General features: G+C 64.8%; 32 protein-coding genes. All 32 read right to left on the bottom strand.

Features of this window, described 5'->3' with window-relative positions:
* Positions 1-68 precede the first annotated feature (68 nt).
* Complete coding sequence (locus LG299_RS14080) at positions 69-1,100, bottom strand: GNAT family N-acetyltransferase (RefSeq protein ID WP_404431295.1); 1,032 nt, start codon at positions 1,098-1,100, stop codon at positions 69-71.
* A 129-nt stretch (positions 1,101-1,229) separates the two neighbouring features.
* The gene (gene rplQ, locus LG299_RS14075; RefSeq protein WP_404431293.1) at positions 1,230-1,787 is read right to left on the bottom strand and encodes a 50S ribosomal protein L17; all 558 of its coding nucleotides are present in this window, start codon (positions 1,785-1,787) and stop codon (positions 1,230-1,232) included.
* A 44-nt stretch (positions 1,788-1,831) separates the two neighbouring features.
* Positions 1,832-2,821 (bottom strand): DNA-directed RNA polymerase subunit alpha, encoded by a 990-nt coding sequence (locus tag LG299_RS14070; RefSeq protein ID WP_404431291.1) that lies wholly within the window; start codon positions 2,819-2,821, stop codon positions 1,832-1,834.
* A 159-nt stretch (positions 2,822-2,980) separates the two neighbouring features.
* Positions 2,981-3,379 carry a 30S ribosomal protein S11 gene (gene rpsK / locus LG299_RS14065; RefSeq protein WP_404431289.1) on the bottom strand — a complete coding sequence of 133 codons (399 nt, stop codon included), beginning with the start codon at positions 3,377-3,379 and terminating at the stop codon, positions 2,981-2,983.
* A gap of 32 nt (positions 3,380-3,411) precedes the next feature.
* The gene (gene rpsM, locus LG299_RS14060) at positions 3,412-3,786 is read right to left on the bottom strand and encodes a 30S ribosomal protein S13 (RefSeq protein WP_404431287.1); all 375 of its coding nucleotides are present in this window, start codon (positions 3,784-3,786) and stop codon (positions 3,412-3,414) included.
* A 130-nt stretch (positions 3,787-3,916) separates the two neighbouring features.
* Positions 3,917-4,033 carry a 50S ribosomal protein L36 gene (rpmJ, locus tag LG299_RS14055; protein ID WP_056224002.1) on the bottom strand — a complete coding sequence of 39 codons (117 nt, stop codon included), beginning with the start codon at positions 4,031-4,033 and terminating at the stop codon, positions 3,917-3,919.
* 88 nt (positions 4,034-4,121) lie between these two features.
* Positions 4,122-4,343: a translation initiation factor IF-1 gene (gene infA / locus LG299_RS14050; protein ID WP_017201569.1), complete on the bottom strand. Its 222-nt coding sequence runs from the start codon at positions 4,341-4,343 to the stop codon at positions 4,122-4,124.
* Between the two features lie 185 nt (positions 4,344-4,528).
* A complete protein-coding gene (locus LG299_RS14045) occupies positions 4,529-6,742 on the bottom strand; it encodes a choice-of-anchor A family protein (protein ID WP_404434898.1) in 2,214 nt (737 codons plus the stop codon).
* A 131-nt stretch (positions 6,743-6,873) separates the two neighbouring features.
* Complete coding sequence (locus LG299_RS14040) at positions 6,874-7,548, bottom strand: DsbA family protein (protein ID WP_404431284.1); 675 nt, start codon at positions 7,546-7,548, stop codon at positions 6,874-6,876.
* A gap of 54 nt (positions 7,549-7,602) precedes the next feature.
* Positions 7,603-8,436, bottom strand: coding sequence for a type I methionyl aminopeptidase (map, locus tag LG299_RS14035; RefSeq protein WP_404431282.1), 834 nt, complete (start codon positions 8,434-8,436; stop codon positions 7,603-7,605).
* Positions 8,437-8,439: 3 nt separating this feature from the next.
* Positions 8,440-9,066: an adenylate kinase gene (locus LG299_RS14030; protein ID WP_404431280.1), complete on the bottom strand. Its 627-nt coding sequence runs from the start codon at positions 9,064-9,066 to the stop codon at positions 8,440-8,442.
* Positions 9,063-10,385 carry a preprotein translocase subunit SecY gene (gene secY / locus LG299_RS14025; RefSeq protein WP_404434896.1) on the bottom strand — a complete coding sequence of 441 codons (1,323 nt, stop codon included), beginning with the start codon at positions 10,383-10,385 and terminating at the stop codon, positions 9,063-9,065. The genes LG299_RS14030 and secY overlap by 4 nt, the downstream gene beginning before the upstream one ends.
* Before the next feature lie 99 nt (positions 10,386-10,484).
* On the bottom strand, positions 10,485-11,150 hold the full coding sequence (rplO, locus tag LG299_RS14020) for a 50S ribosomal protein L15 (protein WP_404431278.1): 666 nt from the start codon (positions 11,148-11,150) through the stop codon (positions 10,485-10,487).
* Positions 11,150-11,335, bottom strand: coding sequence for a 50S ribosomal protein L30 (rpmD, locus tag LG299_RS14015; RefSeq protein WP_045275468.1), 186 nt, complete (start codon positions 11,333-11,335; stop codon positions 11,150-11,152). The genes rplO and rpmD overlap by 1 nt, the downstream gene beginning before the upstream one ends.
* Positions 11,335-12,000 carry a 30S ribosomal protein S5 gene (rpsE, locus tag LG299_RS14010; RefSeq protein ID WP_404434895.1) on the bottom strand — a complete coding sequence of 222 codons (666 nt, stop codon included), beginning with the start codon at positions 11,998-12,000 and terminating at the stop codon, positions 11,335-11,337. Before rpsE ends, rpmD begins: the two co-directional genes overlap by 1 nt.
* Positions 12,001-12,020: 20 nt before the next feature.
* Positions 12,021-12,380, bottom strand: coding sequence for a 50S ribosomal protein L18 (rplR, locus tag LG299_RS14005; protein WP_404431276.1), 360 nt, complete (start codon positions 12,378-12,380; stop codon positions 12,021-12,023).
* 2 nt (positions 12,381-12,382) lie between these two features.
* Complete coding sequence (gene rplF, locus LG299_RS14000; protein ID WP_404431274.1) at positions 12,383-12,919, bottom strand: 50S ribosomal protein L6; 537 nt, start codon at positions 12,917-12,919, stop codon at positions 12,383-12,385.
* A 6-nt stretch (positions 12,920-12,925) separates the two neighbouring features.
* Positions 12,926-13,324, bottom strand: coding sequence for a 30S ribosomal protein S8 (rpsH, locus tag LG299_RS13995; protein WP_404431272.1), 399 nt, complete (start codon positions 13,322-13,324; stop codon positions 12,926-12,928).
* A 66-nt stretch (positions 13,325-13,390) separates the two neighbouring features.
* The gene (rplE, locus tag LG299_RS13990; RefSeq protein WP_404431270.1) at positions 13,391-13,981 is read right to left on the bottom strand and encodes a 50S ribosomal protein L5; all 591 of its coding nucleotides are present in this window, start codon (positions 13,979-13,981) and stop codon (positions 13,391-13,393) included.
* A complete protein-coding gene (gene rplX / locus LG299_RS13985; RefSeq protein WP_404431268.1) occupies positions 13,981-14,340 on the bottom strand; it encodes a 50S ribosomal protein L24 in 360 nt (119 codons plus the stop codon). The genes rplE and rplX overlap by 1 nt, the downstream gene beginning before the upstream one ends.
* Before the next feature lie 2 nt (positions 14,341-14,342).
* Positions 14,343-14,711, bottom strand: a complete 369-nt coding sequence (rplN, locus tag LG299_RS13980; RefSeq protein WP_404431266.1) for a 50S ribosomal protein L14 — start codon at positions 14,709-14,711, stop codon at positions 14,343-14,345.
* A gap of 36 nt (positions 14,712-14,747) precedes the next feature.
* Complete coding sequence (gene rpsQ / locus LG299_RS13975) at positions 14,748-15,014, bottom strand: 30S ribosomal protein S17 (RefSeq protein WP_404434894.1); 267 nt, start codon at positions 15,012-15,014, stop codon at positions 14,748-14,750.
* Between the two features lie 167 nt (positions 15,015-15,181).
* On the bottom strand, positions 15,182-15,496 hold the full coding sequence (gene rpmC, locus LG299_RS13970) for a 50S ribosomal protein L29 (protein WP_404431264.1): 315 nt from the start codon (positions 15,494-15,496) through the stop codon (positions 15,182-15,184).
* Complete coding sequence (gene rplP, locus LG299_RS13965) at positions 15,496-15,915, bottom strand: 50S ribosomal protein L16 (protein ID WP_018171451.1); 420 nt, start codon at positions 15,913-15,915, stop codon at positions 15,496-15,498. Before rplP ends, rpmC begins: the two co-directional genes overlap by 1 nt.
* Positions 15,915-16,676 (bottom strand): 30S ribosomal protein S3, encoded by a 762-nt coding sequence (rpsC, locus tag LG299_RS13960; protein ID WP_404431261.1) that lies wholly within the window; start codon positions 16,674-16,676, stop codon positions 15,915-15,917. The genes rplP and rpsC overlap by 1 nt, the downstream gene beginning before the upstream one ends.
* Entirely contained in the window at positions 16,676-17,074 is a 399-nt protein-coding gene (gene rplV / locus LG299_RS13955; RefSeq protein WP_404431259.1) for a 50S ribosomal protein L22, read from the bottom strand. Before rplV ends, rpsC begins: the two co-directional genes overlap by 1 nt.
* Before the next feature lie 37 nt (positions 17,075-17,111).
* The gene (gene rpsS, locus LG299_RS13950; protein WP_056117683.1) at positions 17,112-17,393 is read right to left on the bottom strand and encodes a 30S ribosomal protein S19; all 282 of its coding nucleotides are present in this window, start codon (positions 17,391-17,393) and stop codon (positions 17,112-17,114) included.
* A 12-nt stretch (positions 17,394-17,405) separates the two neighbouring features.
* Positions 17,406-18,245 (bottom strand): 50S ribosomal protein L2, encoded by an 840-nt coding sequence (rplB, locus tag LG299_RS13945; protein ID WP_404431257.1) that lies wholly within the window; start codon positions 18,243-18,245, stop codon positions 17,406-17,408.
* Positions 18,246-18,270: 25 nt separating this feature from the next.
* Complete coding sequence (gene rplW, locus LG299_RS13940; RefSeq protein ID WP_404431255.1) at positions 18,271-18,567, bottom strand: 50S ribosomal protein L23; 297 nt, start codon at positions 18,565-18,567, stop codon at positions 18,271-18,273.
* Complete coding sequence (gene rplD / locus LG299_RS13935) at positions 18,564-19,226, bottom strand: 50S ribosomal protein L4 (RefSeq protein ID WP_404431253.1); 663 nt, start codon at positions 19,224-19,226, stop codon at positions 18,564-18,566. Before rplD ends, rplW begins: the two co-directional genes overlap by 4 nt.
* Before the next feature lie 5 nt (positions 19,227-19,231).
* The gene (rplC, locus tag LG299_RS13930; RefSeq protein WP_404431251.1) at positions 19,232-19,891 is read right to left on the bottom strand and encodes a 50S ribosomal protein L3; all 660 of its coding nucleotides are present in this window, start codon (positions 19,889-19,891) and stop codon (positions 19,232-19,234) included.
* Between the two features lie 8 nt (positions 19,892-19,899).
* Positions 19,900-20,208: a 30S ribosomal protein S10 gene (gene rpsJ, locus LG299_RS13925; RefSeq protein ID WP_116648288.1), complete on the bottom strand. Its 309-nt coding sequence runs from the start codon at positions 20,206-20,208 to the stop codon at positions 19,900-19,902.
* Between the last annotated feature and the right edge of the window lie 101 nt (positions 20,209-20,309).

The raw sequence follows: 20,309 nt of genomic DNA, 5'->3' as shown, positions 1-20,309 counted from the left end.
CCTTCTCTCGGCGTGTCTTGGACACTCAACAGCCTGCGACGATGCGGCGGCCGCAGCATCCGCCCGCGCTACAGGTGTGCGACCAGCGCCACCGTACGCTCGGTCGGCGTGAAGCCGAGGCCGCCGTAGAGCGTGTTCGCGCCCGTCGGGCTGTCGGTGTCGACGTCGAGCACGGCCTTGTCGAGCCCGGCGTCGCGGCCCGCGCGCAGGAGTGCGGTGATCACGGCCGGAGCCAGCCGCCGACCGCGGCGGTCGCGCGTCACGCCGATGAGGTCGACGTAGACGCTCGAGTATCCCTGGTGCTCCCAGTCCTCTTCGTTGACCGACCCGAGCGCGAGCGCCACGACCCGGTCACCCTCGACCGCGACCCACGACAGGTCAGGACGCAAGAACGGCCCCTCGACGAACTTGTCCCACCGCTCGGGCGGAGTCTCGAGGCTCCCCCAGTGATCGCGAAACGCGTCGTTGCGCGCCAGTCGCGTGGCCTCTTTGCGGCTCGCGTCGTACGCGACGATGTCGATGGCGGATGCCTCGTCCCCTGTCGGTACCACCTCGGGAATGTCGACCGACAGGTCGCGCACCATGCTGGTGAACCAACGCTCTTCGGCAAGACCCCGGCGCTCGGCCAGGTGGCGCGCGGCGGTGTTGGGCTCGTCGGCGTAGAAGAAGATCGCCGCCGGAAGTGGCGAGTCGAGTTCAGCCAGCGCCTGCAGCGCCCGCTCGTGCTGCCACCGGATCAGCTCGCGGCCGATTCCTCGCCCGCGCAACCCGGGGAGCACCCGGCCGTCGAGGTAGGCGTGCAGGTGGACGTCGCGCGATGGGTGCACGACCACCGTGCCGAGGGCCACGACTCGCCCGTCGGCGTCGAGCCCGATGATCGAGTCACGGGTCGGGTCGGTCCACGACGACTCGAACGTCTCGTCGATCTCTTCGCGCGGAGTCACCCACGCCGGGTGGTCAACGTTGTCGGCGGCTTGCACGAGCGGCATGATGGCGTCGACGTCATCCGCAGTCGCCGGGCGCCAAGATGCCACATCCGGATGCTGCGGCACCGTGATCTCGGGCACAGCGATTCGTTCGGCAGTGGTCTTTTCGCTCACCGGACTAGCCTACGGCTGCCCGCGCGCCCGGGTGAAGCATCCGCCCCCATACAAACAGCGAGACCCGCGTCCCAGGGGGACGCGGGTCTCGCGAATGCAACAGGTCAGGATGCCCCGACCAGAAGCGGGTTACTTCTCGACAGCGTCTTCCGCAGCAGCCTCGGCGGCGGCACCCTCTTCGGGTGACTCCGCACCGGCGTCGGCAGCGTCGTCCGAAGCAGCCTCGTCCGAAGCAGCCTCGTCCGAAGCGACCTCGGCCTCTTCGACGGGAGCCTCTTCAGCAGGAGCAGCCTTGGCGGCAGCCTTCTTCGCAGACGGCTTCTTCACGACGGGCTCGAGCACGAGCTCGATGCGTGCCATGGGCGCGTTGTCGCCCTTGCGGTTGCCGATCTTCGTGATGCGGGTGTAGCCGCCATCACGCTCAGCGACCAGCGGCGCGATCTCGGTGAAGAGCTCGTGCACGACGGCCTTGTCGCCGATGACCGACAGCACACGGCGACGCGCGTGCAGGTCGCCACGCTTGCCGAAGGTGACCAGACGCTCCGCGAAGGGACGCAGGCGCTTGGCCTTCGTCTCTGTCGTGGTGATGGCCTTGTGGGTGAACAGCGCAGCTGCGAGGTTCGCAAGCATGAGGCGCTCGTGGGCCGGACCGCCTCCGAGGCGGGGACCCTTCGTGGGCTTAGGCATTCTCAGTTACTCCAGTGTGTCTAAAGATTCGTAAAGCCGGAGGCTCAGACGGTCTCGTCGTCGTAGCCGCCGTAGAAGTGCGCACCGTCGAACCCGGGAACCGAGTCCTTCAGCGACAGACCGAGCGAGATGAGCTTGTCGCGCACCTCGTCGACCGACTTCTGACCGAAGTTGCGGATGTTCATAAGCTGCGTCTCAGAGAGAGCGACGAGCTCAGAAACCGTGTTGATGCCTTCACGCTTGAGGCAGTTGTACGAACGCACCGACAGGTCGAGGTCTTCGATCGGCATCGACAGCTCGTTGCTCAGGACGGTCTCGACCGGCGCGGGGCCGATCTCGATGCCCTCGGCCTCGACGTTCAGCTCGCGAGCGAGACCGAACAGCTCGGTGAGCGTACGACCGGCCGAAGCGACAGCGTCGCGGGGGCTGATGGACGACTTCGACTCGACGTCGAGGATCAGCTTGTCGAAGTCGGTACGCTCCCCGGCACGGGTGGCGTCGACGCGATAGCTGACCTTCAGCACGGGCGAGTAGATCGAGTCGATCGGAATCTGACCGGCCTCGGCGTACTCGTTGCGGTTCTGGGTCGCCGAGACGTAGCCACGGCCACGCTCGATCGTGAGCTCGAGCTCGAACTTCGCGGTGTCGTTCAGGGTCGCGATGACCAGCTCGGGGTTGTGCACCTCGACACCGGCCGGAGCCGAGATGTCAGCGGCGGTGACCTCGCCAGAACCCGTCTTACGCAGGTAGGCGGTGATCGGCTCATCGCGCTCGCTCGAGACAACGAGCTGCTTGATGTTCAGGATGATCTCGGTGACGTCTTCTTTCACACCGGGGATGGTGCTGAACTCGTGGAGGACGCCATCGATGCGAATCGAGGTGACGGCCGCACCGGGGATCGACGACAGCAGGCTGCGACGCAGCGCGTTGCCGATCGTGTAGCCGAAGCCGGGCTCCAGCGGCTCGATGATGAATCGGCTGCGGAACTCCCCGACCTTTTCCTCGGTCAGGGTGGGACGCTGTGCAATGAGCACTATGTGTTCCTTTCAATCACGTATCCGCTATATGACACGTGCAGTGGGTGAGGTGTTGAGTTTTACTCGAGGGATGCCTCGGCACGAGGCATCCGTTAGTTGGATGTCGACGCCCTCAGGAGTCGGGTGAATTCACCCGACTCCTGAGTCGTCAAAGTGTCAGACGCGGCGACGCTTCGGCGGGCGGCAACCGTTGTGCGCCTGCGGGGTGACGTCGGAGATCGAACCGACCTCGAGGCCGGCTGCGGTCAGCGAGCGGATCGCCGTCTCGCGACCCGAACCCGGACCCTTCACGAAGACGTCGACCTTCTTGACGCCGTGCTCCTGCGCCTGGCGGGCGGCCGACTCGGCTGCCATACCTGCGGCGTAGGGGGTCGACTTGCGCGAGCCCTTCATGCCGATGACACCCGAAGATGCCCAGCTGATGACAGCGCCGGTCGGGTCGGTGATCGACACGATCGTGTTGTTGAAGGTCGACTTGATGTGGGCGTGAGCCAGTGCGACGTTCTTCTTCTCTTTGCGGCGCGGCTTGCGCGCGGCGGACTTGGCCTGTGCCATGTGAGTGTTCTCCTAAACCCTGGGGCCGCGCCTTAGCGCGCCTTCTTCTTGCCGGCGACGGTGCGCTTGGGACCCTTGCGGGTACGCGCGTTGGTCTTGGTGCGCTGTCCGTGCACCGGGAGGCCGCGACGGTGGCGGATTCCCTGGTAGGAGCCGATCTCGACCTTGCGGCGGATGTCGGCTGCGACCTCACGGCGGAGGTCACCCTCCACCTTGAGGTTGGCTTCGATGTAGTCGCGGAGGGAGATGAGCTGTTCGTCGCTCAGGTCCTTCACGCGGATGCTCTGGTCGATCCCCGTTGCGGTGAGGATCTCGACGGAGCGCGTGCTGCCCACCCCGTAGATGTAGGTAAGGGCGATCACCACGCGCTTGTCGCGCGGGATGTCAACGCCGGCAAGACGTGCCATGCGGTTTCTCCTAGGAGTTGGTGGAGGTGTGGAGCAGGATCGGTGCCCGGGCCTCCAGCCCGAGGTGTCGCCTTCTTGCGAAGGTTCTTGTCCTGCCTTTGTGTGTATTCAGTTGTAAGAGCGGGGAGTCTCAGCCCTGGCGCTGCTTGTGGCGCGGGTTGGACTTGCAGATGACCATCACGACGCCGTGGCGACGAATCACCTTGCAGTGATCGCAGATGGGCTTGACGGAGGGGTTGACCTTCATGATTTTCCTGTTCGCTGTCTTCGTGCCCGTGGATCCGCGCGGCGCGGGGCCGCGGCATCCGGAATCGGGCCGTTACTTCTCGACCGGTCTAGCGGTAGCGGTAAACGATGCGACCGCGCGTCAGGTCGTAGGGCGAAAGCTCTACGACTACACGGTCTTCTGGAATGATGCGGATGTAGTTCTGCCGCATCTTGCCCGAGATCGTTGCGAGAACCTTGTGTCCGTTGCTCAGCTCAACACGAAACATCGCGTTGGGGAGAGCCTCAGAGATCACGCCCTCGATCTCGATGACACCGTCTTTCTTCGCCATACACTCGCTCACGCTTGTGCAGACCGGTCGGTCTGCGGTTTGTTTGGGGATCGGTGCCTGTGTATCCTGCCTGCGTATCGAGGACGACACGCCAAGGAAGGCGCAAGGCACCAAAGATCAAGCATACGTGATATCGGATGCCTCGGCAAACCAGGCTCAGGCGCTCCGACGACGGCTCGCCGTGTTCAGGGACGAGTAAGTCGCGCGGCTCCGCCGATGACCATGGCCGCGCCGGCGCCGACAAGTCCTACGCCCAGGACGATCGCCCACCACGGGACCGTCGTGCCCGTCGCCGGGAGATCGCCTCCACCGTCGTCGGTGTCGTCGGTGGTCAGGACATTCGTGACGGTCACCATCACCGGGGTATCGGCATCCGTCACGGTGAACGTCTCGGGAGTGACCTCCGGCGTCCCCCACGAGCCGCCGGCCGGATCGACGGGAGTCGTCTCGGTGACGGTGCACTCAGCGCCGATCGCGATGTCACTGACGGCAAAGGGCACCTCAGTGGTCGCCGTCCACGCCGCCCCGGCGATCTCGGATCCCTCTGCCGTGCACGACCAGGAGCCGCTGAATGAATCCGGGAACTCCACGCCGTCGGGGTTGGTCACCACCTTGACGATGTGGAACCCGCCTAGCTGCGAGTCGGGGATGAAGGTGTTCTCGACGACGAAGGCCAGGGGTGTTTGCGCCGAGTCGACGGTGATGATGACCGAGGACGGTTCGATGACCGCGAGGTCCCAGATCCCACCCTCGGGTTCTGCCGGCGTGAGCTCGACCACGCTGCAGGACATTCCGACGATGGCCGGGATCGGCTCGGTCGTCTCCCCCGCTGCCAGCGTCACGAGGCCCCCGCTGATCCCGTCGCCCAATGCGCACTGCCATTGCACCGTGAACTGCACGGCGGGAGCGGCATCGCCGTTCACGATCTTCTGGATGGTGAAGGCGCCGCGCGCGAGGGCGTTCGTGACGGTGAAGGTGAACTGGACCGGGTCAGCAGCGTCCGGGACGATGAACTCCGGCGGCGCGGGGTCCCACACCGGTGCATGCCAAGCAAGCTGGCTGGGAAGGAACACACCGCCACTGGGCGGCGCTGAGAAGGCGCGCGCTGCAGGGCCGATCGCCTCCTCGATCACGCACGACGCCCCCACCGGGAGGTCGTCCACGAGCACTGACTCACCTGGCGCGACGTACCACTCGGCCACGGTCTGGCCGATTTCGCCCGGCCCCTCGCATAGCACGACGCCGTGGAAGAGGACGTTCTCGGGCAGATACGCCTGGTCGATCGGCGAGATCTCCTTCGCGATGGTGACCGAGCCCGTGGCCACAGGCTCAACGGGTCCGGGGATGCACTCGAACGGTTCGGAGATCCACGGGTAGTTGTGGTGCTCGTTGCCGGTGCCGTCCATGACGATCGTGCCGTTGGTCAGCAGCCGACCATTGGTACTGGCGGTGACCCGCAAAGAGGGCTGGGCCGCATCGACCCCCGGAACGAGGAAGGTGCCGAGCACCTGCGAGGTGCCGGCAAGGTGCACTGCAGTGGCGTCCACGATGTTCCACAGTGTCCGCGACGACACATCGCCGAAGCGAGGCGAGGACGGGTCGTCGACCCGTCCACTCTCGTCGGCGATGAAGTTCGGCGCCCAGGTCAGTGTCGCACCACCTGTGACGTTGATGATGACCGGGACGTCATAGGCGACGTTGAGGAAAGTGATCGCGGGGTTGGCGGCGAGGACGCCGCCATCGACGGTGAACACCTGCGGGTTCGCTCCGGTGAGCCCCGTGAACTCCAAAGTTGTTGCACCTGGAGCGACAGTTCCGGTGGGAGCGAGCGCTGCGAATGCCGTCGACTGGTCGACCAGCAATGCCTCCCACGACGCCCAGGGCGCGGTGGCGTCTGCACCGAGACCCTGTCGGAGGACCCCATTGTTGAGGCGGTATCTTGTGCCGTCGGTCTCGTAGTCGGGGGTCGTAAGGCCTCCGACGTCGACGTTGCCGCCGAGGAGCACGCTCGACGCATCCCGCGCGTTCGCCCCGACATCCAACACCGTGTTCGGGGCAACAGTCACGTCGCCGCCCACAGCCAACATCACCGACCCGGGAGTGGGCACCACCCACGAGCCGACACCGATCCATCCGACGTTGAATGTGCCTGCGGGAGTGCGGGTGAAGGACGCATTGCCTTCGACCACCATCAAGCCCTCGGCTTCGGCCGCGCCTCCTTCGGCGCGAAAATCGCCTCCGGCGTATACCGAGACGTTGTCATCGGTCCAGATCGGATTAGACGGCCCCGGACCGGGAAGCGAGCCCTCCGGACACTGCCCGAGCACGGCAGCCGCGGGATCAGAGATCACTATTGTCGTCCACGCGGTGATACCGAGACCGGCGACCAAGCCGTACACGGTCAAGAGTGCGAGCCGGTTTCGCCAACGCCCTGCAGAAAGCACCGTGCTGCACCGCCCTTCCGGATACGGGCAGGGTACCGCGCTCAGCCCGCGTCAGGCCACCCTCTGACGCGCGCCGAGAGCAGGAACTAGTTCAGAGCACCGACGATGTCGAGCACGGGGTCGCCCGTGAGCTGCACGAACTCGTCGTTCAGCAGGACCGTGGGGGTGCCGATGCCGGCGGCGCCGGGCTGAACCGGCGTGGATTCGGTGATCGAGGTGACGTACCTGGAGTACTGGCCGTCGTTCACGCACGCGTCGATGCCGGTCACTCCGGCGGCAGCGGCGATCGCGAGGATCTCGTCATCGCTCAGACCGGACGTGCCTTCACCGGGTTGGTTCGCGAACATCGCCTTCATGAACGGCAGTGAGGCGTCAGCATCCGCCACCGCCACGCAGTACATGGCGTTCGCCGCGCGCGTCGAGAACTTCGTGCCCTGCGACGCGCGGTCGAGGATCGAGATCGGGTGGATGTTCAGGGTGATCGAGCCGTCGTCGACAAGGCCCTCGATGGTCGGGCCATAGGTCTCTTCGAATGTTCCGCAGATGGGGCACATGAAATCGATGTAGGTAGCGAGATCGTTCGATCCGTCACCGACGGCGATTGCGCCGGTTTCAGCGTTGATGTGGGATGCCTCGGGCGCAGTGCCGGGACCCGACTGAGCGTTGTTCATCCAGACCACGAGCCCCGCGACGAGCACGAGAGCCACAACCACTCCGGCGCTGATCCAGATCGCGAACCAGTTCATCTTGCGCTGTGCCATCGTCGTCGTTCCTTCGCGTGAGATCCGGGAAGCAGTCCGGGAAGTTGTTCGGTCTCAGCCGATGGGGGTCGGGGTGACGCCGAACGGCGCAAGCCCAGCCGCGCCACCGTCGGCGGCGGTGAGCACCCAGATGCCACCATCATGCACCGCGACGCTATGTTCCCAGTGTGAGCCGGCTGTGCCGTCGAGGGTCGAGACCGTCCAGTCGTCGTCCTCGATGAAAGTCGCCTGGTCGCCGATGACGACCATGGGCTCGATCGCGAGGACGAGGCCGGGTCGCACTTCGGGGCCTGGGTCGGCGACGCGGTAGTTGAAGACCGACGGCGACTCGTGCATCTTGCGGCCGATGCCATGACCGACGTACTCACGCAAGATGCCGTAGCCCTCGCCGGAAGCGTCGATGTAGCCCTGCACCGCAGTGCCGATCTCGCCGATATGGCGGGCCGAAGCCATCGCCGCGATGCCTGCCCAGAGCGAGCCCTCGGTGACATCCGAGAGGCGCTGCCGCTCGGCAACGACCTCGGGCCGCGCGGCATCGGGCAACACGACGGAGAACGCCGAGTCGCCGTTCCAGCCCTTGTACTGGGCACCGGCGTCGATCGAGAGGATGTCGCCAGGCTCCAGCACGCGATCGCCGGGAATCCCGTGCACGACCTGCTCGTTCACCGACGCGCAGATCGTGTGGCGGTAGCCGCGCACCATCTGGAAGTTCGAAACGGCACCCCGTGACGTGATGAGGGCGGATGCTGCGGCATCCAGCTCTCCAGTGGTCACACCGGGAGCGACCAACGCGCGAACAGCATCGAGCGCTGCGGCAGTGATGAGTCCCGGTTCGACCATCGCCCGCAACTGGGCGGGTGACTTGTAGATCGAACGGCGCAGAACCACGGGTCAGGCGACAGGAACGCGGGCGAGACCGCGGGCCTCGAGCGCTGCGATGATGCGGTCAGTGATCTCTTCGAGCGAGCCCACTCCGTTGATCTCGTCGACGGCGCCGCGTTCACGGTACACCTCGAGGATCGGAGCGGTCTCGCGCTCGTAGATCGCCAGGCGGTTCGCGATGACCTCTTCGGTGTCGTCGGTACGGCCCTGCTCGAACGCGCGACGGGTGAGACGGTCGATGCTCTCGTCTCGCGGAACCTGCAGCTCGATGACGGCGTCGATGGCCTCGCCGCGACCCGACAGGAACGCGTCGAGGTCAGCGACCTGACCGAGGTTGCGGGGGTAGCCGTCGAGCAGGAAGCCTTCCGAGGCATCCGCCTGAGCAAGTCGCTCCGCGACAACCGCGCTCGTCAACTCATCGGGAACGAGGTTGCCCGCCTGAATGATCTCGCTGACCTGCTCTCCGAGGTCCGAACCGCTCTTGACCGCGGCACGGAAGATGTCGCCGGTCGAGATGGCCGGAACACCGAAGGTATCGGCGACGAGCACGCCCTGCGTGCCCTTGCCCGAACCCTGGGGACCGACGATGAGGAGCCGGGTACCCGACCCAGAGGGGGAAAGGTGAGTACCGGTCATCGGAGAAGTCCTTCGTAGTGACGCTGCTGCAGCTGGGCATCGATCTGCTTCACGGTCTCAAGACCGACACCCACGATGATGAGGATCGACGCGCCACCGAACGGGAAGTTCTGGTTGGCACCGACCGTCGCGAGGGCGATGAGCGGAAGCAGAGCGATCAGACCGAGATAGATCGAGCCCGGCAGCGTGATGCGAGTGAGCACGTAATCGAGGTACTCGGCAGTCGGACGACCCGCACGGATGCCGGGAATGAACCCGCCGTACTTCTTCATGTTGTCGGCGACCTCAACCGGGTTGAAGGTGATCGCGACGTAGAAGTAGGTGAAGCCGACGATGAGGAAGAAGTACAGCGCCATGTAGAACGGGCTGTCACCCGTGACGAGGTACTGCTGAATGAAGGCCACCCAGCCCGGAACCTCTTCACCCGGCTGCGGCTGGTTGAACTGCGCGATGAGCGCAGGGATGTACAGCAGCGACGAGGCGAAGATGACCGGTACCACCCCGGCCATGTTGACCTTGATCGGGATGTAGGTGTTCGTACCGCCATACGTGCGGCGACCCACCATGCGCTTGGCATACTGCACCGGAACGCGCCGCTGCGATTGTTCGACGAACACCACCAGCGCGACAACCACGATTCCGACCGCCAGGACGAGGAGGAACGTCTCGAAGCCACGTGCCTGCCAGATCGACCACAGCGAACCGGGGAAGGCCGCAGCGATCGAGGTGAAGATCAGAAGCGACATGCCGTTGCCGATACCGCGCTCGGTGACGAGCTCGGCGAACCACATGATGAGGCCGGTACCGGCAGTCATCGTGATGATCATGAGCAACTGTGCCCACCACACATCGTTGGTCAGCAGCTGCTCGCACTCGGGAACACCCGTGGTCCCGAAGAGCTGGCCGCTGCGCGCAACGGTGACGAGGGTCGTCGACTGCAGGAGCGCGAGAGCGATCGTGAGGTAACGCGTGTACTGCGTGAGTCGCGCCTGCCCCGCCTGACCCTCTTTGTGGAGAGTCTCGAAGTGCGGAATGACCACGCGCAGCAACTGAACGATGATCGTCGCGGTGATGTACGGCATGACGCCGAGCGCGAAGATCGACAGCTGCAGAAGCGCGCCACCCGAGAACAGGTTGACCAACGACAGCAAACCCTCGGTGCCAGCGGACTGCCGAAGGCACTCCTGCACGTTGGGGAAGTCTACAAACGGCGCAGGAACGTGCGCGCCGAGTCGGTACAGGGCGATGATGAAGAGCGTAAAGCCGATCTTCCGCCGAAGGTCGGGGGTGCGGAAGACCCGCCCGATTGCGCTGAACAAGAGGATGCCTCCAGAAGGGGATGCTGCGCGCATACGGCGCCGCCATCCAGGGTAACCCAACGGGGACCGGAGAAATCCTCCGGTCCCCGTTGCGCAGTACTACTTGACGGAACCGCCCGCAGCGACGATCTTCTCCTGGGCAGAGCCCGAGACCTTATCGACCGCCACGGTGAGCTTCACCGCGATGTCTCCGGTGCCGAGCACCTTGACCTTTTCGTTCTTGCGAACCGCGCCCTTGGCCACGAGGTCGGTGATGGTGACATCGCCGCCCTTGGGGTAGAGCTCGGCGAGCTTGTCCAGGTTCACAACCTGGTACTCGACGCGGAACGGGTTCTTGAAGCCGCGGAGCTTCGGGGTGCGCATGTGCAGCGGCATCTGCCCACCCTCGAAGCCGGCCTTGACCTGGTAGCGGGCCTTCTGGCCCTTGGTGCCACGACCCGCGGTCTTACCCTTCGAGCCCTCACCGCGACCGACGCGCATCTTGGACTTGTTGGATCCGGGAACCGGACGAAGGTGGTGCACCTTGAGGACGCCGGGACGCGATGCCGGAGCATCCGTCTTGTCAGCAGCCTTCTTCGGAGCAGCCTTGTCAGCCGCCTTCTTGGGCGCAGCCTTCTCAGCAGCGGGCTTGGCTGCAGCCTTCTTGGGGGCAGCCTTCTCGGCGGCCGGCTTAGCGGCAGCCTTGGACGTCGAAGCCTTCGCAGCGGAAGCCTTGGGAGCCTTCGCCTCGACGGTCTCGTCCTTCTTCTCTGACTTCTCAGCCATTAGTCGATCTCCTCAACCTTCACGAGGTGCGCGACGGTCTTGACGTAACCGCGCGTCTGCGCGTCGTCGGGACGGACGACCGAGTCGCCAATCCGCTTCAGACCGAGCGAACGCAGCGTGTCACGCTGGTTCTGCTTCTCGCTCACCTTGGACTTGACCTGCGTAACCTTCAGGCGCTCAGCCATCAGACACCTGCCTTCGCAGCAGCCGCGGCCTCAGCCTCGGCACGGACGAGTCGAGCGGGGGCGACCTGATCGAACTCGAGGCCACGACGCGCGGCGACCGCACGGGGCTCCTCGAGCTGCTTCAGAGCAGCCACCGTCGCGTGCACGATGTTGATCGTGTTCGACGAACCGAGCGACTTCGAAAGGACATCGTGGATGCCGGCGCACTCGAGCACGGCGCGAACCGGACCACCGGCGATAACACCGGTACCCGACGACGCGGGGCGCAGGAGCACCACACCGGCCGCTGCCTCACCCTGGACGGGGTGGGGGATGGTTCCGCCGGTGCGGGGAACACGGAAGAAGTTGCGCTTGGCCTCTTCAACACCCTTCGAGATCGCGAGGGGAACCTCGCGAGCCTTGCCGTAGCCCACACCCACGACACCGTTGCCGTCACCGACGACGACGAGCGCGGTGAAGCTGAAGCGGCGTCCACCCTTGACGACCTTCGACACGCGGTTGATGGTGACGACACGCTCCAGGAACTGGCTCTTGTCGGCATCACGTGCACCGCGGTCACGCTGGTTCTGGTTGCGCTCGCGACCACCGCGACGCGGCTCGCGCTCGCGCTCGGCGGGCGCCTCGGTCGTGGCGGCAGCAGCCGTCTCGGTCACTTCGGTCTCCACGTTGTTGTTCACTGTTTCGCTCACAGGTTCAGACCCCCTTCGCGAGCGCCGTCGGCGATCGCCGCGACACGGCCCGCGTAGCGGTTGCCACCACGGTCGAAAACGACATCTTCGATGCCGGCGGCCTTTGCACGCTCAGCGACGAGCTCGCCGACCTTGCGGGCCTTGGCGGTCTTGTCACCCTCGAGCGAACGCAGGTCGACCTCGAGCGTCGAGGCCGACGCAAGGGTTACACCCTTGCTGTCGTCGACGAGCTGCACGAAGACGTGACGCGACGAACGGTTCACGACCAGGCGCGGACGCTCGGCGGTACCGACGACCTTCTTGCGAAGGCGGGCGTGACGACGCGCGCGGGCGTCGGACTTTGACTTCACAGCCATGGTTACTTACCACTCTTTCCGGCCTTGCGGCGAACGACCTCGCCGGCGTAGCGGACACCCTTGCCCTTGTAGGGCTCGGGCTTGCGAATCTTGCGGATGTTGGCAGCAGCCTCACCGACGGCCTGCTTGTCGATACCGCTGACGGTGACCTTGTTGTTGCCCTCGACCGTCAGGGTGATGCCCGCGGGCGGCTCAACCAGAACGGGGTGCGAGAAGCCGAGGGCGAACTCGATCGAGCTGCCCTTCTGCACAACGCGGTAACCGGTACCGACAACCTCGAGGCCCTTGGTGTAGCCCGTGGTGACGCCGACGATGTTGTTGCTGATAAGCGTGCGGGTCAGGCCGTGCAGCGAACGCGATGAGCGCTCGTCGTCGGGACGGGTCACAACGACCTGGCCCTCTTCGACCTTGACCTCGATGGGGCTTGCCACGGTGAGAGCAAGCTCACCCTTGGGTCCCTTGACTGCGACATCCTGGCCGTCGACCGAAATGGTCACGCCCGACGGGATGTCGATGGGGAGACGTCCAATACGCGACATGTCAGATCACCACACGTAGGCGAGAACTTCTCCGCCCACGCCCTTCTGCTCGGCCTGACGGTCAGTGAGAAGACCGGAGGAGGTGGACAGGATCGCGACGCCGAGGCCACCGAGAACGGTGGGGATCTCGGTCGACTTTGCGTAGACACGAAGGCCGGGCTTCGAGACACGCTTGATGCCGGCGATCGACCGCTCGCGGTTCGGGCCGTACTTCAGCGTCAGGGTGAGGGTCTGGCCGACGCGTGCGTCGCTGATCTCCCAGCCTGCGATGTATCCCTCCTGCTGGAGGATCTCGGCGATGTGCGTCTTGAGCTTCGAGCTCGGCAGCGACACGGAGTCGTGGTGCGCCGAGTTCGCGTTGCGCAGACGGGTCAGCATGTCTGCGACCGGGTCTGTCATTGTCATGGGTTGTTTCCTTTGTTCATTCGGTTTCGGTTGCCGTTACACGACAGCCGACCTGTGATGACGTGCTTAGGCCTGAGCGTTCTCGTCCTGGAAGGGGAAACCGAGACGACGCAGAAGCGCGCGACCCTCGGCATCCGTCTTCGCCGACGTCACGACCGTGATGTCGAAGCCACGAACGCGGTCGATCTTGTCCTGGTTGATCTCGTGGAACACGGACTGCTCCTGGAGACCGAAGGTGTAGTTGCCGTTTCCGTCGAACTGCTTGGGCGAGAGCCCACGGAAGTCGCGGATACGCGGCAGCGACAGGTTCACCAGACGGTCGACGAACTCCCACGCACGGTCGCCACGCAGGGTGACATGTGCGCCGATGGGCTGACCCTCGCGCAGCTTGAACTGGGCGATGGACTTGCGGGCCTTCGTGACGATCGGCTTCTGGCCGGTGATCTTGGTGAGGTCGTCGACCGCGCCATCGATCACCTTGCCGTCGCGAGCTGCCTCGCCGACACCGGTGTTGACGACGACCTTGACCAGTCCGGGGATCTGCATGACGTTGGCGTAGCCGAACTCTTCCTGCAGGGCCTTCTTGATCTCGTCGTTGTACTTCTGCTTCAGGCGCGGCTGGCTCTTACCAGTCTGCGCGGCAGTTGCGGTTGCCATTAGAGGTCCTTGCCTGACTTCTTCGCGTAGCGCACACGGACGGTGCGCTTGACGCCATCCTTGGTCTGCTCTTCGACACGGCGGCCGACACGGGTCGGCTTCTTGGTCGAGGGGTCGACGACGGCGACGTTGGAAATGTGGATGGGAGCCTCGAAGGTCTCGATGCCACCCGTCTTGGTGCCGCGCTGGGTCTGGCCCACGCGGTTGTGCTTGGTGACGTAGTTCACGCCCTCGACGATGACGCGGTTCTGCTCGGAAAGGACCTCGAGGACCTTGCCCTGCTTGCCACGGTCTCCGCCACGTTCGGGCTTGGCGCCACTGATGACCTGAACCAGGTCACCCTTCTTGATGTTCGCCATGATCAAATGACCTCCGGTGCCAGCGAGACGATCTTCATGAACTTCTTGTCACGAAGCTCGCGACCGACGGGTCCGAAGATGCGGGTGCCGCGGGGCTCCCCGTCGCTCTTCAGGATCACGGCGGCGTTCTCGTCGAACTTGATGTATGAACCATCGGGACGGCGCGTCGACTTCACGGTACGCACCACGACTGCCTTGACGACGTCGCCCTTCTTCACGTTGCCGCCCGGGATCGCGTCCTTGACCGTCGCGACGATGATGTCACCGAGTCCGGCGTACCGGCGGTGCGAGCCGCCCAGTACACGGATGGTGAGCAGCGTCTTCGCGCCGGTGTTGTCGGCGACCTTGATGCGGGATTCCTGCTGAATCACTTGTTACTCCTTGGGTTCCAAGTAAGCCGCGAGGGCCTACTTGGCCTTCTCGAGGATCTCGACCAGACGCCAGCGCTTGGTAGCGCTCAGCGGACGGGTCTCGTTGATGAGGACGAGGTCGCCGATGCCGGCGGTGTTCGCCTCGTCGTGCGCCTTGACCTTGGAGGTGCGGCGGATGATCTTGCCGTAGAGGGGGTGCTTTACGCGGTCCTCGACCTCGACGACGATCGTCTTGTCCATCTTGTCGCTGACGACATAGCCGCGGCGCACCTTGCGGTAACCACGGGCGTCGGCGTCGCGCACATCGTGCGCGGACGACTCGTGACCCTTGGCCTCGACAGGAGCTGCGACGACCTCGGCCTCAGCGGCCTTCTTCGCCGGAGCCTTGGTAGCAGTCCCCTTGGCGGCCGGAGCCTTCTTGGGCGTTGCGGGCTTCTTTTCAGCGCCCTGAACTTCAGTGGTCTCAGCCATTACTCGGCCTCTTCCTTCACGGCGTCGGAAGCTTCATCAGCTTTCTTCGCCTTCGTCTTCTTCGCCTTCGTCTGGGCCTCAACCGGCGCGGGAGTGGCACGAATGCCGAGCTCGCGCTCACGGATAACGGTGTAGAGCCGCGCGATGTCGCGCTTCACGGCGCGGATGCGGCCGTGGCTCTCGAGCTGGCCGGTGGCCGACTGGAAGCGCAGGTTGAACAGCTCTTCCTTGGCCTTGCGCAGCTCCTCGACGAGGCGCTGGTCTTCGAACGTGTCGAGCTCGCTCGGAGCGAGCTGCTTGGTGCCGATCGCCATTATGCGTCGCCCTCCTCGCGCTTGATGATGCGTGCCTTCAGGGGCAGCTTGTGGATAGCACGGGTCAGAGCCTCACGAGCGAGTTCCTCGTTGACGCCGGCGACCTCGAAGAGGACGCGACCCGGCTTGACGTTGGCAACCCACCACTCGGGCGAACCCTTACCGGAACCCATGCGGGTTTCGGCCGGCTTCTTGGTGAGCGGACGGTCGGGGTAGATGTTGATCCACACCTTTCCACCACGCTTGATGTGACGGGTCATCGCGATACGAGCGGACTCGATCTGACGGTTGGTCACGTAAGCGGGCGTGAGCGCCTGGATGCCGAACTCGCCGAACGACACCTTGGTGCCACCGGTAGCCTGTCCCGAACGACCGGGGTGGTGCTGCTTGCGGTACTTGACCTTGCGGGGAATAAGCATCAGGCAGACGCTCCTTCTGCGACGGGGGCCTCGGTGCGGGGGCCACGACGACGGTCGCCACCACGGTCATCGCGACCGCGGGGTGCCTTCGGAGCGTTGGCCTGCTCGCGAGCGAGTTCCTTGTTGGTGAGATCGCCCTTGTAGATCCAGACCTTCACGCCGATGCGGCCGAAGGTGGTCTTGGCCTCGTAGAAGCCGTAGTCGATGTTCGCGCGCAGGGTGTGCAGGGGCACACGGCCTTCGCGGTAGAACTCCGAACGGCTCATCTCGGCGCCGCCGAGACGACCGGAAACCTGGATGCGGACACCCTTGGCACCGGCACGCTGAGCGCCCTGCAGGCCCTTGCGCATCGCGCGACGGAACGCCACGCGAGCAGAAAGCTGCTCGGCGATGCCCTGCGCGACGAGCTGAGCGTCAGCCTCGGGGTTCTTGACCTCGAGGATGTTCAGCTGGATCTGCTTGTTGGTCAGCTTCTCGAGGTCGGTGCGAATCCGCTCGGCTTCGGCGCCGCGGCGACCGATGACGATGCCCGGACGGGCGGTGTGGATGTCGACACGAACGCGGTCACGCGTGCGCTCGATCTCGATGTTGCTGACGCCAGCACGGTCGAGGTTCTTCTGCAGGAGCTGACGGATCTTGATGTCCTCAGCTACGTAGTCGGCGTAACGCTGACCCGGCTTCGTCGAGTCCGAGAACCACCGCGACACGTGGTCGGTGGTGATTCCGAGGCGGAAGCCGTACGGGTTGACTTTCTGGCCCATTACTTGCTCGCCTTCTTCGTCTTGGCAGCCGGTGCAGCGTCGGCTGCGACCGGGGTTGCGAGCACGATCGTGATGTGGCTCGTGCGCTTCTTGATCTGGAAAGCGCGACCCTGGGCGCGAGGACGGAAACGCTTGAGCGTCGTCCCCTCGTCCACGTACGCGTTTGCCACGTACAGGTCCTGCTCGTCCAGGTACTCGCTGTCTTTGTCAGCCTTCACGCGAGCGTTCGCGATACCGGCTGCAACGAGCTTGTAGATCGGCTCGCTGGCGCTCTGGGGAGCGAACTTCAGGATGGCGAGTGCCTCCTGAGCCTGCTTTCCCTTGATGAGCGCGACGACACGACGAGCCTTCTGGGGGGTCACGCGGATGTGCTTCACGCGTGCGATGGATTCCACCATTTTCTCCTCCTATCTCTTTTCAGAGAGCACCACCGCGTTAGCGGCGGCGGCCCTTCTTGTCGTCCTTCACGTGGCCGCGGAAGGTTCGGGTGGGCGCGAACTCGCCCAGTTTGTGACCGACCATGGTCTCGGAGACAAACACGGGGATGTGCTTGCGTCCGTCGTGGACGGCGATCGTGTGGCCGAGCATGGCCGGCACGATCATCGAGCGACGTGACCAGGTCTTGATGACGTTTTTGGTACCGGCTTCGTTCTGAACGACGACCTTGCGGAGCAAGTGCTCGTCGACGAAGGGGCCCTTCTTAAGACTGCGTGGCATCTTCCTCTACTCCTACTTGCGCTTCTTGCCGGCGTTGCGACGGCGGACGATGTACTTGTCGCTCTCCTTGTTGGCGTGACGCGTGCGGCCTTCTTTCTGGCCCCACGGCGTCACCGGGTGACGTCCACCGGACGTCTTACCCTCGCCACCACCATGCGGGTGGTCGACCGGGTTCATCGCGACACCGCGGACGGTCGGGCGGATGCCCTTCCAGCGGTTGCGACCGGCCTTACCCCAGTTGATGTTCGACTGCTCGGCGTTGCCGACCTCGCCGATCGTCGCGCGGCAGCGGGCATCCACGTTGCGGATCTCGCCCGAGGGGAGACGCAGCTGCGCGTAGATGCCGTCCTTTGCGACCAGGCGTACCGAGACGCCGGCCGAGCGAGCAATCTTCGCGCCGCCACCGGGACGCAGTTCGATCGCGTGGATCACGGTACCGGTGGGGATGTTCTTGAGCGGGAGGTTGTTGCCCGGCTTGATGTCAGCCGATGCGCCCGACTCCACGATGTCGCCCTGTGCCAGCTTGTTCGGCGCGAGGATGTAACGCTTCTCGCCGTCGAAGTAGTGCAGGAGCGCAATGCGTGCCGTGCGGTTGGGGTCGTACTCGATGTGAGCGACCTTGGCGTTGACGCCATCCTTGTCATTACGACGGAAGTCGATGACGCGGTACTGGCGCTTGTGGCCACCACCGATGTGGCGGGTGGTGATGCGGCCCTGGTTGTTGCGGCCACCGGTCTTGGACAGCGGTCGGAGCAGCGACTTCTCAGGCGTCGATCGGGTGATCTCAGCGAAGTCCGACACCGACGAGCCGCGGCGACCAGGGGTCGTGGGCTTGTACTTGCGAATTGCCATGTTCTCTAGTCCTCTATCCCGACCGTCAGCCGACTGCCGTGAAGATGTCGATGGTGCCCGACTTCAGGCTCACGATGGCGCGCTTGGTGTCCTTGCGCTTACCGGCGCCGAAGCGGGTGCGACGGGCCTTGCCGACGCGGTTGATCGTGTTGACCGACGCAACCTTGACACCGAAGATCTTCTCGATGGCGAGCTTGATCTCGGTCTTGGTGGCGCGGGGGTCCACGAGGAAGGTGTACTTGCCCTCGTCGATGAGCCCGTAGCTCTTCTCGGAGACGACCGGCTTCAGGATGATGTCGCGCGGGTCCTTGTTGACGGTCATGCCGAGACCTCCTCGGTGGTGGCGCTCTTCGATGCGACGAACGCGTCGAAGGCAGCCTTGGTGAAGACGATGTCGTCAGAGACGAGCACGTCGTAGGCGTTCAGCTGGTCGAAGGTCAGCACGTGCACGTACGCGAGGTTGCGCACGCTCAGCGTGGTGAGTTCGTCCGAGCGGTCGATGACCACGAGCACGTTCTTGACAGCGCCGAAGGCGGTCAGAACGGTGGAAGCGGCCTTGGTCGAGGGGGTTCCTTCGATACCGAAGGTCTCCACGACGTGCAGTCGCTCGCCACGAGCACGGTCGCTCAGTGCGCCCAGGAGCGCGGCGGCGATCATCTTCTTGGGGGTCCGCTGCGCGTAGTCACGCGGCTTGGGACCGTGGACGATGCCACCACCGGTCATGTGCGGCGCGCGGATGGAACCCTGACGGGCGTTACCGGTGCCCTTCTGCTTGAAGGGCTTGCGACCGGCGCCCGAGACCTCACCGCGACGCTTGGTCGAGTGGGTGCCCTGGCGAGCCGCCGCGCGCTGCGCGACGACGACCTGGTGGATCAGCGGGATGTTCGTCTTGACGTCGAAGATCGCGGCGGGAAGCTCGACAGAGCCGGCCTTCTTGCCATCGGTCTTGCGTACGTCGAGCGCGAGAGTCGAGTCAGCCATGGTGATCAGGCTCCCTTCACTGCGTTGCGGACGTAGACGATGCGGCCACGTGCACCGGGGACGGCGCCCTTGACGAGCAGCAGACCCTTCTCGGCGTCGACGGCGTGCACCGTGAGGTTCATGACGGTTACGCGCTCGCCGCCCATACGGCCGGCCATGCGCATGCCCTTGAAGACGCGGCTCGGGGTCGACGATGCGCCGATCGAACCGGGCTTGCGGTGGTTGCGGTGAGCACCGTGCGATGCCGAGACACCCTTGAAGTTGTGGCGCTTCATCACACCGGCGAAGCCCTTGCCCTTGCTGGTGCCGACAACGTCGACCAGCTGGCCTGCTTCGAAGGTGCCGTCCACCGTCAGCTCTTGACCGAGCGAATACTCGGCGGCGTCAGCGGTGCGGACCTCGGTGAGGTGACGGCGCGGGGTGACCCCAGCGGCCTCGAAGTGAGCCGTCTGGGGCTTGTTCACCTTGCGGGGGTCGATCTGCCCGTAGGCGATCTGAACGGCCTTGTAGCCGTCGCGCTCAGGGGTGCGAACCTGGGTGACCACGTTCGGAGCGATCTCGATGACGGTAACGGGAACGAGCTTGCCGTTCGCGTCCCACACCTGAGTCATACCGAGCTTGGTGCCGAGGAGGCCCTTGGAAATCTTGTTGTTGATGTCAGCCATGTCGAACCTCAGAGCTTGATCTCGATGTTGACATCGGCCGGGAGGTCGAGGCGCATCAGCGAGTCGACCGCCTTGGGCGTCGGGTCGATGATGTCGATCAGACGCTTGTGGGTGCGCATCTCGAAGTGCTCGCGGCTGTCCTTGTACTTGTGGGGCGACCGGATGACGGCGATGACGTTCTTCTCGGTCGGCAGGGGCACCGGGCCCACAACCGTCGCGCCAGCGCGGGTCACGGTGTCGACGATCTTGCGAGCCGACGAGTCAAGCCCGGCGTGATCGTACGACTTCAGGCGAATGCGGATCTTCTGTCCCGCCATTGTCTGCTCTCTCTCTTTACGCGTCATACCGGCCCAGGATCTGGGGGCATTGGACGCACGGGGGCGCGGGAGGGATTTTCCCGGCCCTGGGCACTTCGCAG

It is taken from the genome of Microbacterium lacus (genome assembly GCF_044794305.1).
Lineage (GTDB): Bacteria > Actinomycetota > Actinomycetes > Actinomycetales > Microbacteriaceae > Microbacterium > Microbacterium lacus_B.
Note: the sequence above shows the minus strand (reverse complement) of the source record. Positions and strands in the feature narration are given on the sequence as shown.